This window comes from Devosia sp., assembly GCF_041917035.1.
Lineage (GTDB): Bacteria > Pseudomonadota > Alphaproteobacteria > Rhizobiales > Devosiaceae > Devosia_A.
Window position 1 is genome coordinate 1 of record NZ_JAYRYM010000127.1, and the last position, 11388, is coordinate 11388.

Here is an 11388-nt window from a genome sequence, read left to right on the forward strand (position 1 = left end):
CGGCCGGGGGAGAGCCCCGGGATCCGGCGCCCCCGTTGAGCATTCTGCGGGATCGCCCAGACGCGACGGCCGCGGACGCAGACGTCGTGCCGGTTCCCGGGCTAGAACAGGAAATCCTCGACGCCCTGGTCTGCGTCCGCTGCCGTGGTCGGGGCCGTCCCGACGAGGCGGTCGAAGATCTCGCGCTCTTGCGCCATGCTGTATCGCGCACGGTAGGCGGAGAAGGCGGCGGCCACGGCGCCGAAGTCCGGCGCCTCTTCGGGTAGCCGGGCGGTCAGTTCGAACTGACCGTCGCGCAGGGCCTCGACGACGTCTTCGAGTTCCGAAAGATCGCTGGTCGCCGCTCTCAGATCGCGGACGATGAGGCTGCCATCCGTGGCAAGGAGGGTCTGTGCCGCAGCGGCCTCTTCATCGATGCCGGACAGTCTGGCGAGCGACTGGCGGGCGCGCTCGCGGACCCGGTCCAGGCCTTGCGACGCCTCGCGACCACTCCCCATTCCGGCCATCAGTTCACCGGCCTGTTCGAGGCCGGCCATCGCCTCGCTTGCCGAACTGACCGTCTCCCGTGTCAGTTCGCGAAGCTGTTGCGCAATCACGTCCAGCGCCCGGCCCCGGTCGCCCAGGCGGGCGCAGCGGATGGCCGCATTGAGGCTCACGAGACGCATCTCGGTTTCGATCCGTCGCACGGTCTCGACATACCCGATGAGTTCCACGATGGCCGCATTGACGGCGTCGATCGTGCGCTGCGACTGCTGCAGCTCCGTAGCGCAGTCCTCGAGCACGCCCACCGCTTCGTCGACCATCTGGGCCACCGCGCCGAGCGGGCTCGGCGCGCCGCCGTTGCTCCCGGCCGTGCCGCGGCTGCGGACGATCCTGTCGACGGCGTCGGCAATCCCGCCGATCGACGCGACGGCGCTGGCCGTCTCCGCCTCGAAGGTGCCGATCGTCGCCTCGATCTGGGCGACCTGCAGCGTCACCAGTGCGGCGACGTAGTTCGCGTCCGGGTGATCCCGATCCTCGAGGTCGGCGTCGATGTGCTCCAGCCTCTGCCGGGTGGAATCGCCGATCTGCAGCGACATCACCGCCCGCCCCAGCTGCCCCGCGATGCCTCGCGCGAGATGCGCGGTCTCTCCGGCCTCCCGGGCAGACTGGACTTGCCATTGCCGCAGCCGATCGAGAGCCGACTTCAGCGCTGCCGGGAGGGCCTCCAGCCGTTCGCGGTACAGCGTTTCGAAGCGCCGCCTTTGCTCGATGCTTGCGGTCAGAGCCTCGAGAACCTTGGCGTGGCGGGCGGCAAACTCGGCGACGGTTTCGGCCGCCGCCGCCGAGAGCGTGCGGATGTCGACCGTGAAGACCTCGATGCCATCCGCGTCATCGGTATGGGCGGCAATCACCCTCGCGTTCACCGCGACGATGCCGATCATTCGAACCGTGCGCCGCAGGTCACCCAGGGGGCGTTCGGAGCGCGAGACTGCGGCGAGCAGGCCCGCATACTGCTGGCGCTCGCGATCGAGCGTGGCAAGGGCGATGCCCGTGTCGTCGGCGACGGCCTCGAGTTCAGTGGCCGCAGCAGCGAGTGCAGGGCTCTCGTGCTGCCTCACCAGCCCGTCGAAGGCGGCCAGAAGCCGTTCGAGGACCTGCGAGCTTCCGGTCAGCCGCTCGCCTGCGGCGAGGAAGCCGGCTTCGATCCGCGCGCTGGCCTGTGCGAGGCCGAGATCGCCGAGGCGGTCCGTGAAGACCGGGGCACGAGGCGGGTGATCCGTTCCGGGGGCGATCAAGAGACACCCGCCAGCCGCTCCGGGCGGTCGGTAGCCGCGACCATCGCGGCGGCTATTGCGGGCAGGGGCAGGACCTGGTCGGCCGCGCCACGCTCGATCGCCTCCTTGGGCATGCCGAAGACGATGGAGGTCGTTTCGTCCTGAGCGATGGTGCGGGCGCCGGCCTGCTTCATCTCCAGCAGGCCGCGCGCGCCGTCATCGCCCATGCCGGTGAGCAGGACGCCGACGGCGTTCCTGCCCGCCGCCTGTGCGGCAGAGCGGAACAGCACGTCGACCGAGGGACGGTGGCGGGCGACATGCGGACCGTCGACGATGTTGACGACGTACTGCGTGCCCTGGCGAACCAGCGTCATGTGACGGTTTCCCGGCGCGATCAGGGCCCGACCGGCGACGACCGCGTCGCCGTGCTCGGCCTCCTTGACGTCGATGGCGCAGAGCGTGTCGAGCCGCCTCGCAAAGGCGTCGGTGAACTTCTCGGGCATGTGCTGCACGATGACGATGCCGGGACAGCCCGGCGGCAGGCCGACGAGAACCTCGCGTATGGCCTCCGTTCCTCCCGTGGAGGCGCCGATGCAGATCACCGGGGCCGTCCGCGGCAGGGTTGCCCGTGCCGCGGCCAGCCGCGACGGGGAGAACGGCGGCAGGATGGCATCCGCCGTCAGCTTCGCTTCGATCTTGACGCTTGGCGGGGCCGGCTTGTGTCGCCCGCCGAGCTTGGCGTGTGCGGCCGCCTTGGCGGCGTCGCAGATGCGCACGCTGGATTCGTGCAGCCATTGCGCCGTGTCGACGCGCGGCTTGCTGACCACTTCGACGGCTCCCGCTTCGAGCGCCTTGAGGCACACGTCTGACCCTGCCTCTGCGACACTCGAGCAGATCACCACCGGCAGCGGGCGCTGCGCCATGAGCCGCCTGAGGAAGGTGAGGCCGTCCATGCGGGGCATCTCGATGTCGAGAAAGATGACGTCCGGTGTCTCCTTGCGCAGGCGTTCGACGGCGACATAGGGATCCGACGCCGTGCCCATCACTTCGAGTTCTGGGTCGGCGTCGATGATCTGGCTCAGCGCCAGGCGAACGGAAGCGGAGTCATCGATGATCAGTACGCGGATCTTGCGGTTCATTTGCATCAGCTCTTGCGAAAGACTGCGGGCGCGACCTGCTCCAGCCCCATGCTGCTGCCGATCATCGCCTCGGAGTGGCCGAGGAACAGAAAGCCCCCCGTCCTCACGTGCCCCAGCAGCCGGGCAATGACGGCCTCCTGGTCGGCCTTCTCGAAGTAGATGAGGACGTTGCGGAGCATGACGATATCGACGTCACGGTCCACATCGTAGGACTGGTCCATCAGATTGAGGGTCGAGAATCGGACGAGGCGGCGCAGTTCGGGCGCGATGCGCACCGTTCCGGCGCGGCTGTCGCGGGCATGAAGGACAAAGCGCTCCGCGAGGCGGGCCGGCACGGGCCGGACCATGTCGGCGGGGTAGACGGCCGTACGCGCCTGCGCCAGCACGCGCATCGACACATCGGTGCCCAGGATGGCGAAGCGGAAGCGGTATGTGTCGGCCATGGCCTGCAGAACCATCGCCGCCGTGTAGGCCTCGGCGCCGTTGGAGCTGGCCGCGCTCCACAGCTTGAGCCGAGGGTTCGACTCCCGGGGACGCAGCGCCAGCAGTTCTGCGACGAGGCGGTTGCGCATCAGGTCGAAATGGTCCGGCTCGCGGAAGAAGTCGGTCTTGTTGGTCGTCACCGCATCGACGAGATGCTGCATTTCGGCATCGAGGCCGCCGTCGTCGCCGAACAGATGATCACAGTAGGCGTCGTGGGTGGCAAACCCGAGTTCCCGGATGCGTCCGCGAAGACGCACGTCGAGCATGCTGCGCTTGTTCGACGGCAGCTTGATGCCGAGTCGCTGGCTGAGCAGCCCTGCCAGCCGGTCGTAGTCGGCCGGGCGGAGACTGGACTCCTCGTAAAGGTTCGACGCAGCGATTTGACGGTGCATGGCTGAGACCCTCATGACGCCCCGGCTCAGCGAGGCAGGACGCCGCCGATCATTCGGCTGAAGTCGACGACAGTGACGAAGGCGCCTTTGCGCCGGCCGATCCCGACAATGCTGTGGTTTGTCCACTGGCCGTTGAGGGTGGCGGGAGGCTCCATCTCGCCGTCATCGAGTTCGGTGACCTCGAAGACCCGATCGGTCCGCACCCCCAGGTGCTGCGGGCTCGACGGGCCGCCGAGCGACAGCACGACGATGCGTGTGCTTTGCGTGTCCTCTCGGGCCGGCAGACCAAGGGTCAGCCGAAGGTCGACCACCGGTACCGTCTGCCCCCGCACATCGACCATGCCGAGCAGGTTTGCCGGCGCCTGCGGCAGGGGGGTGATCGGCAGAGTCTCGAGGATCTCCTGCACCGAGCCGACGGGAACGGCGAAGATTTCATCCGCCACCCCCAGCGTCACAAACTGCGCGTGTTCGGTCATCTCGGCCCCCGGTCAGGCTGCCGAGCGCCGGGCGAACTGCTGGTCGAGATCATCCCCGCCCTCGCCGATATCGAGGTCGAAGCCACCGGAAATCGGCCTCGCCTGGCCCTTCGTGATATGGGGTGCGGCCGCCAGGACCTGGGCACGCAGGTCTGCCCGCGGCTTCTGGCGAACGGTACCCGCTTCGACGCGACGCTCCACGCTGGGCTGCGCCGGCTGCAGATCGACCTTGAAATAGCTGATCGCGGCCTGCAGCTGTTCGGCACGGCTGGCCAGTTCCTCGGAGGAAGCGGCCATCTGCTCGGCGGCAGCCGTGTTCTGCTGCGTTACCTTGTCGAGCTGCTGGATGGCGCTATTGATCTGCGCTGCGCCGGCGTTCTGTTCGCGACTGGCGGCAGAAATCTCCTCGACGAGGTTCGCCGTGCGCTGGATGTCGGGGACGAGCCGGCCGAGCATCTCTCCGGCCGACTGGGCTGCCTTGACGGTGGAACCCGACAGCGTCGAGATTTCGGCGGCGGCAGCCTGGCTGCGCTCGGCGAGCTTGCGCACTTCCGAGGCGACCACGGCGAAGCCGCGGCCATGCTCGCCGGCCCGAGCCGCCTCAACCGCCGCATTGAGGGCGAGCAGGTCGGTCTGGCGGGCGATCTCCTGCACCACCATGATCTTTTCGGCGATGGTCTGCATGGCGGCCACCGCATTGCCAACGGCCTCGCCGCTGGCGATCGCGTCGGTTGCCGACTGCCGGGCGATCTGCTCGGTCTGGTTCGCATTGTCCGCCGACTGCTTGATGGTCGCTGCGATCTGCTCGATCGAGGCGGATGCTTCCTCGGTCGAGGAGGCCTGCTCGGTGGCGCCCTGGCTCAGTTGCTCGGCGGTCGCGGACATCTCCTGGCTACCCGACGCCACGTTGCGAGTGGCCTCGGTCACTTCGGTGATCACGCTGCGCAGCCGGGCGGTCATGCCGTTGAGAATGTCGACCAGGTCGCGCGTTTCGTCCCTCGACTTCACCTCGAGGGTCGACGAAAGGTCGCCTGCCGCAACCGAGTTGGCGAGGCCGATGGCCGCCCTGAGGTTCCTGACGATGGCGCCCGAAGTCAGCAGCACCGCGACGATGGCCAGCACGGCGGAAGCCAGGCTGATGCCGACGATCACCCAGGTGAGCATCTGGAACAGGGACTCGGCCTCATGCTCGATCTGCTCGGCCACGATGGTCTGGTAGTGGGCCAGGTCGTCGAGGCGGGCATTGAGCGGATCGAGCGCCTGGTAGGCGTCCCTGGCCACGATATTGGCGAGGCCGGTGAGGTCGCGGCTCTCGATCATCGTGCCGATCCGTCCGACGATAGCGTCAGCCGGGACCATCAGCGACTGGACGTCCGCGACGATCTTCTTCTCGTCCTCGGTCAGGTAGGTCGCCAGATAGGCGGTCCATTCGCTCTCGATGGAGGCGCGCGCCGTCGCAACTGTCTCGCCGGCCTCCGTGAGGCCGACCACGCCCCTCGCGGCCTTCTCGGCCATGCCGAGAACCTCGACGGCGTAGGCGTCCGAAATGGCGCGCAGCTGCGCCATGGGCACGACGCGATCATTGTAGAGCGTCGTCATTTCCGTGTGCATCGTGTTCATGCCGACAAAGCCGACCGTGCCGATCACGGCCATTGCTGCAATCGACAGCAATTGCAGGAGCACGATCTTGCCGCCGATGGAGCGGAAATAGCTCCGGCGCCGGGGTTCGGAGGGACGGGTATTGACAGTGTTGCTCACGATGCAAGCCTTTCTTCCTGGGCTGTGTCGGGCGCGCTGCCGGCGCCCTGCGTTTCTAGAATGCGGTTGACGTCGGGGATGATGAGGAAGCCCCCATCGCGCTTGGCGATGCCGCGGACGAACTCCGGACGCCAGCGCATGCCGACCCGCGGCGTTTCCTCGATGGCGTCGCTGCCGATTTCGGTGATCTCGTAGACCTTGTCGGCCAACAGGCCGACCACCGTGGGTTCACCGTCCAGCTCGATCTCGATGACGACGATCCGTGTGTCCTGATCGGGGAGGGGGCGCGGCATGTCGAAAGCCACGCGCAGGTCTGCGAGCGGCACCACGCGGCCCCGCACGTTGATCAGGCCGCCGACGAGAACCGGTGCGTTCGGAACTTCGGCGATGGGCACGAGGTCGAGGATTTCGCGCACGATCTCGGCCGGCAGCACCATGGTCTCGGTGTCGAGCCGCAACGTCAGCACCTTCAGCGGCGCGGCGGACGGATGTGGGGTCATGCGGCCCTCCCGAGGCGGGCGCGGGACTGGTCGACATACGACTGCCCGGAGGTCACGAGGTGTGCGGCGTCGAGGATCAGGGCGACGGTTCCGTCGCCCAGAATGGTCGCGCCGGAGAACGAGCGCACCCCGGCATGCAGCTTGCTGAGCTGCTTGATGACCGTCTGGCTGTTGCCGACGATCTGGTCGACGACAAGACCGACGCGGCCCTCGCCAGAGGAGACGATGACCACCTTCTGGTGTGCCTCGGGCGGGGTCGGAGTCTCGAACACGTCCCGGAGCCGAAGGAAGGGGACGAGACTGCCGCGGATATCGAGGAAGTTGCGGCCACTCGAGAGAGCGGCAAAGGCGTCCGGCAGTTCGACGCATTCCTGCACGGCGGCGAGCGGGATTACGTAGCGGCCGCTGCCGACGCGCACCAGCATGCCGTCGATGATCGCCAGAGTGAGCGGCAGGCGCAGCGTCGCCGTTGTTCCGGCGCCCGGAGTTGAAGTCAGCTCGATGTTGCCGCGGAGGCCCTCGACGGTTCGCTTGACCACGTCCATTCCGACACCCCGGCCAGAAAGGGCGGTGACCTCGCGGGCAGTCGAGAAGCCCGGCGCAAAGACCAGCTGGTAGAGCTCGACGTCGGTCAGCCGGGAGTCAGGGGCGATCAGGCCGGCCTCTTCGGCCTTGGCCCTGATCCGGGCGGGATCGAGGCCCGCGCCGTCGTCGGTGACGCTCACCGCCACCTCGGCACCCGCATAGGTCGCCGACAGACGCACGGTTCCGCCCGCGGGCTTGCCTGCGGCGAGGCGCCGATCCTGTGCCTCGATGCCGTGATCGAGGGCGTTGCGAATGAGATGGACGAGGGGGTCGGAGAGCTTCTCGATGACGGTCTTGTCGAGTTCGGTGTCCTCACCGGTCGTCTCGAAGGAGATGTCCTTGCCCAGTTCGATCGACAGGTCATGGACGAGCCGGCGGAAGCGGGAAAACAGCGAACCGATGGGCACCATCCGGATGCCCATGGTGGTGTCGCGCAGGCCCGACGAGAGGCGTTCGAGTTCCTCGGCAATGGCGATGAGGCCCGGGTCGGCGCTGTGCGCCGCGATCTGGGTCAGGCGGGCCTGCGCAATGACCAGTTCGCCGACTCGGTCCATCAGTTCATCGAGGCGCTCGGCCGGAACGCGCAGCGACGGGGCAGCGGGGCGATCCGGCTGCCCCGCGGGAGCGGTCGGAGTGTGCTGGGGAGAACGGTCCGGGGCCGGAACAATCTCGGGGGCGGCGACCGCAACGGCCGGTGCCACGGCCGGCAGGCGCTCGACGGTGAGGTCCATGTCGTCCCGGACGAAGAGAAAGACATCCTCTACGGCAGCCCGAGGATCATCTGCCTCGAGGTCGACCTGCCAACCCAGGTACAGGGCCTCGGGATCGATCGCGTCGAGCGCGGGGATCGCGGCGGGAAGGGCGGTGACCCGGGCCGGCGCGATCTGGCGCAGCTCGTCCAGCATCAGCAGTGGATTGGTGCCGTTGAGCAGGACGTCCGCCGGAAGCCGGAACGTCACCCGCCACAGGCCGGTGGTTTCAGCGGCAGGTTGCCCGGGCGATTCTTCGCCGGACGCGACGGATGGCGCCTCCATCGTCACGAGGCGGCGCAGCGACTCGAGAATCTGCTTTCCACCCGGCGTCGCAGGGTCGGCAATCAGGGCGGCGATGTGGTCACGGGCCTCGAGCGCGATCGCCACGAGGGCAGCGCTGGCGGGCGTCCGTCCCTTGCGGACGTGGTCGAACGCGGTCTCGAACTCGTGCACGAAGTCGGCCACGCTCTGGAAGCCGAACATGGCGCCGGAGCCCTTGATGGTGTGCAGCGCGCGGAAGGCGCTGTTGATCAGGTCGGCGTCATCCGGTCGGTGCGTCAGGTCGAGCAGCACCGACTCGAGTTGCTCGAGAAGTTCTCCCGCCTCCTGGCGAAAGGTCTGGGTGGGATCGGGTTGACTCATGCTCCCGCCACCTTCTTCATCACGGCAAGCAGCTGCTCCTGCTGGAATGGCTTGGTGATCCAGCCCGTCGCTCCGGCCTCCCTGGCCTCGCGCTTCAGCTCGGCGTCGGACTCTGTGGTCAGCAGGATGATCGGGACGCCCCGACCGGCCGGGTGCTGGCGGAACTTCCGGATGAACTCGATGCCGTTCATCACCGGCATGTTGAGATCGGTGATGACCGCGTCCGGCTCGCCGCTAACTGCGGCATCGTAGCCCTCTGAGCCGTTGGCTGCCTGCAGTACGCGGTAGCCGGCGCCGGCGAGCGTCAGCGACACCATCTGACGGATGGAAGCGGAGTCATCGACTGTAAGGATGGTCTTGCTCATGCGGCCTGTCCTGGTTGCAGTGCGAAGGGATGGGAATCGAGGATTGGCCGGCCGTCCGCGTCGGCAACACCGAGTTTGACCAGGGCGTCGTGCAGGGCGCCGGAGACGGCCAGGCGGACTGAGAAACGCGCCCCCAGGTGCTGCGCCGTCCTATGCGCAGACATGAGGAGCTGGACGCCTGCGACGTCCACGGCTGTGAACCGCCATCCGTCGAGGCTCACATCCGCCCCGGTCACGACCAAGGTGGCCAGCCTCTCGGCCCAGTCACGGGCGTTGCGCAGGCAAATCTCATCTGGAACGGCAACTTCGGACACAGCCAAAAGACCTCTCGCAGGAGCCCGAGAACGGGTCCTGATTAAATTCCTTCCAAGGATGAACTTAACAAGCTAAGCGAAAGCTGCTCGATCCGAGCGAACTTTAATCAATTGGCGTGGCTTATCGACGGGCGCTCAGCGCTCGGCCGTCGCGAGGTCTTCGACCTCGCGCGAAAACAGCTGCCGGTGAACCGGCAGCAGGGCTGCGCCGATGGCCGGCGCGGCAACGCCGTAGGTACCCCGCACGATGTCCGGGTGACTGAAGGTCAGGGTGGGCAGGTCGTTGCTCTGGCGGCGAACCGAGTCCACCAGCCGCTCGACGATGTGGCCGGGCATGACCCCGTCCACCACCGCGAAATGCAGCTCCGACACCGCCGCGGTATTGGCGATGGCGAGCGCGATCGCCCGCCCCGCGTTCTCGATCCACTCGGAAAGGACCGGCTCGAAGGCCCCCCAGTCCCACTGCACCGGATTGCCGGTCGGCACGTGCTGCCCGGCCACGAACAGCTTCGTCTCGAGTGCCATGAGGGAAGCCAGCAGGTGCACGAAGTTCTCGCGTCCGTCCCGGTCGGTGACCAGCATGGAGCCGAGATTTGCGGAGTTGCCCGTTGGGCCCTCCCACAGCCGGCCGTCCGCAATGATCCCCGACCCGATGAAGGTACTGACGAGGAAGTAGCACATGTTGGCCGGCCGCGGCCGCGGCAGTGCGGACAGTTCGGCCCAGCAGGCAGCATTGCCGTCGTTGAAGGGCCAGACCCTCAGGCCCGTGGCGCGCTCCGCTTCAGCGACAGCATTCAGGCCGGTCCACAGCGACGCATCGGCGGCGGTGCCGCCGACCAGGTCGATGTTGCGGGCGATGCTTCCGGGCATGGCCAGTCCGAGCCCGACCAGCCGCGCCTGCCGATCTGCTGGCAGCAATGCGATCATCGAGCGGGAAAGCGAGCCGATTTCGCCGAACACCGTTCTCGCATCGGGGAAGGGGTAGTCGCGTCGATGCCGGGCCAGGATCTCGCCGCCAAGGTTGCGCAGCACGATCTCGATGTGCCGCCAGCCCAGTTCGCAGCCGAGCGAGTAGGCACCGTCGGGGTTGAGCAGGATCGGGGTGGCCGGCTGTCCGCGCATGCCGCGGCGTGGCTCGCCGCGTAGGACGAGGTCGGCGCCCTCGAGATCGAGCAGGATGCGCGATACCGTCTGCGCGGCAAGACCCGTCTGCCTGGCGATCTCGGCCCCGGACAGACCCTCGCTTGCCGCCACGGCCGTCAGGACGGCCCGCTCGTTGATCGCCCGCAGTTCTCCTGCGGCCATCTTCCTTGTCCCCGGCTCGGCGATTTCGGTGTCTGGTCTGGCGCTCACGCTGAAGTTCCGGCTCTCATCGCGTCACTTCATACTCGGCAAAGGTTACGGATGGTGACCATTGCTGGGCGGGACGACGCAAAATGGACGCGGGGAGGTTCGCCGTCCCCCCCGTCGATGCCGAGCTTGTCGGTATGACGGGACATGCACTAGCATCGCCGCTCGACTCCGTTTGACTGCCTGGAACGGATTTGCAGGCAGGCCGCTCGACCTGATGCAGTCGTTTGAACGCAGCCGCCACCAGGACCCTTGTGAAGGCCGGAAAGCAACAAGCGCACTTCGCCGCGGCCTTTGGTGCGGTGGTATTGGCCCGGCCAGACCGCCTGCGCACGGCGCGTCCCGTCCTTGCTGTGCATGCCCCCCTGGAGCCGTCGCGCCATGGCTGAGCGCCCCGATCTCCTGCTCATCACCCCGGTCGTTCCTGACCCCCGGGGAGCCGGCCGCAACCTGCGCGCCTGGGCATGGCTCGAGGTGCTGAGCCGGGACTATTCCGTTCATGTGCTGGTCGCCGGGGACCAGGAGGAGGGGGCACCCCCGGTACCGTCCGCCGCCTCGATACACTTCCTTGCGGTCGGGCCGGCGCCCGCCTGGAAGCGGCGTGCGGCACTGATTTTCCCGCTTCTGGCGATGCGATCCGGCTTCCATGCCGACTTTGCGCAGGTGAACGACCACCGTGCGGGCGCGCTGGAGTGGCTGGCCGCCCTCCGGCCGGTCCGGATAGTGGTCTTCCGCCTCTACTTGCACGAGGTCGCCGATCTCGTGCGGGCCAGGCTCCCGGCCGTCCGCGCCGAAGTCGATCTCGACGACCTCGAGAGCCGCTCGCGCCTGTCCGTCGCACTCTGCAACTTCAGGCTGGGTCGCCCGAGGGCAGG

The 11388-nt window shown here is 67.7% G+C and carries 11 protein-coding genes; 1 reads left to right on the forward strand and 10 read right to left on the reverse strand.

The features are described from left to right. Positions 1–101 precede the first annotated feature (101 nt). From ACE3TU_RS13435 to ACE3TU_RS13480, 10 genes are all read right to left on the reverse strand, one after another. The gene (locus ACE3TU_RS13435) at positions 102–1778 is read right to left on the reverse strand and encodes a hypothetical protein (protein WP_374624977.1); all 1677 of its coding nucleotides are present in this window, start codon (positions 1776–1778) and stop codon (positions 102–104) included. Then, complete coding sequence (locus tag ACE3TU_RS13440) at positions 1775–2896, reverse strand: chemotaxis response regulator protein-glutamate methylesterase (RefSeq protein WP_374624979.1); 1122 nt, start codon at positions 2894–2896, stop codon at positions 1775–1777. The genes ACE3TU_RS13435 and ACE3TU_RS13440 overlap by 4 nt, the downstream gene beginning before the upstream one ends. Before the next feature lie 5 nt (positions 2897–2901). After that, positions 2902–3771: a protein-glutamate O-methyltransferase CheR gene (locus tag ACE3TU_RS13445; protein WP_374624981.1), complete on the reverse strand. Its 870-nt coding sequence runs from the start codon at positions 3769–3771 to the stop codon at positions 2902–2904. Between the two features lie 26 nt (positions 3772–3797). Beyond that, complete coding sequence (locus ACE3TU_RS13450; RefSeq protein WP_374624983.1) at positions 3798–4247, reverse strand: chemotaxis protein CheW; 450 nt, start codon at positions 4245–4247, stop codon at positions 3798–3800. Positions 4248–4259: 12 nt separating this feature from the next. Then, positions 4260–6005: a methyl-accepting chemotaxis protein gene (locus ACE3TU_RS13455; RefSeq protein ID WP_374624985.1), complete on the reverse strand. Its 1746-nt coding sequence runs from the start codon at positions 6003–6005 to the stop codon at positions 4260–4262. Continuing rightward, the gene (locus tag ACE3TU_RS13460) at positions 6002–6505 is read right to left on the reverse strand and encodes a chemotaxis protein CheW (RefSeq protein ID WP_374624987.1); all 504 of its coding nucleotides are present in this window, start codon (positions 6503–6505) and stop codon (positions 6002–6004) included. Before ACE3TU_RS13460 ends, ACE3TU_RS13455 begins: the two co-directional genes overlap by 4 nt. Beyond that, the gene (locus ACE3TU_RS13465) at positions 6502–8484 is read right to left on the reverse strand and encodes a chemotaxis protein CheA (protein ID WP_374624989.1); all 1983 of its coding nucleotides are present in this window, start codon (positions 8482–8484) and stop codon (positions 6502–6504) included. The genes ACE3TU_RS13460 and ACE3TU_RS13465 overlap by 4 nt, the downstream gene beginning before the upstream one ends. Then, positions 8481–8849, reverse strand: a complete 369-nt coding sequence (locus ACE3TU_RS13470) for a response regulator (protein WP_374624990.1) — start codon at positions 8847–8849, stop codon at positions 8481–8483. Before ACE3TU_RS13470 ends, ACE3TU_RS13465 begins: the two co-directional genes overlap by 4 nt. Further along, positions 8846–9163: an STAS domain-containing protein gene (locus tag ACE3TU_RS13475; protein WP_374624992.1), complete on the reverse strand. Its 318-nt coding sequence runs from the start codon at positions 9161–9163 to the stop codon at positions 8846–8848. Before ACE3TU_RS13475 ends, ACE3TU_RS13470 begins: the two co-directional genes overlap by 4 nt. A gap of 135 nt (positions 9164–9298) precedes the next feature. Further along, positions 9299–10516, reverse strand: coding sequence for an ROK family protein (locus ACE3TU_RS13480; protein ID WP_374624994.1), 1218 nt, complete (start codon positions 10514–10516; stop codon positions 9299–9301). Positions 10517–10894: 378 nt separating this feature from the next. On the opposite strand from ACE3TU_RS13480, the gene ACE3TU_RS13485 reads away from it, so the two are divergent. After that, positions 10895–11388: hypothetical protein (locus ACE3TU_RS13485; protein WP_374624996.1), on the forward strand; the 494-nt coding region annotated here is incomplete at its 3' end.

Coding starts and splice junctions, on each gene's coding strand:
- ACE3TU_RS13440 (WP_374624979.1), bottom strand. CDS start 2,896: ATGAACCGCAAGATCCGCGTACTGATCATCGATGACTCCGCTTCCGTT.
- ACE3TU_RS13445 (WP_374624981.1), bottom strand. CDS start 3,771: ATGCACCGTCAAATCGCTGCGTCGAACCTTTACGAGGAGTCCAGTCTC.
- ACE3TU_RS13450 (WP_374624983.1), bottom strand. CDS start 4,247: ATGACCGAACACGCGCAGTTTGTGACGCTGGGGGTGGCGGATGAAATC.
- ACE3TU_RS13460 (WP_374624987.1), bottom strand. CDS start 6,505: ATGACCCCACATCCGTCCGCCGCGCCGCTGAAGGTGCTGACGTTGCGG.
- ACE3TU_RS13465 (WP_374624989.1), bottom strand. CDS start 8,484: ATGAGTCAACCCGATCCCACCCAGACCTTTCGCCAGGAGGCGGGAGAA.
- ACE3TU_RS13470 (WP_374624990.1), bottom strand. CDS start 8,849: ATGAGCAAGACCATCCTTACAGTCGATGACTCCGCTTCCATCCGTCAG.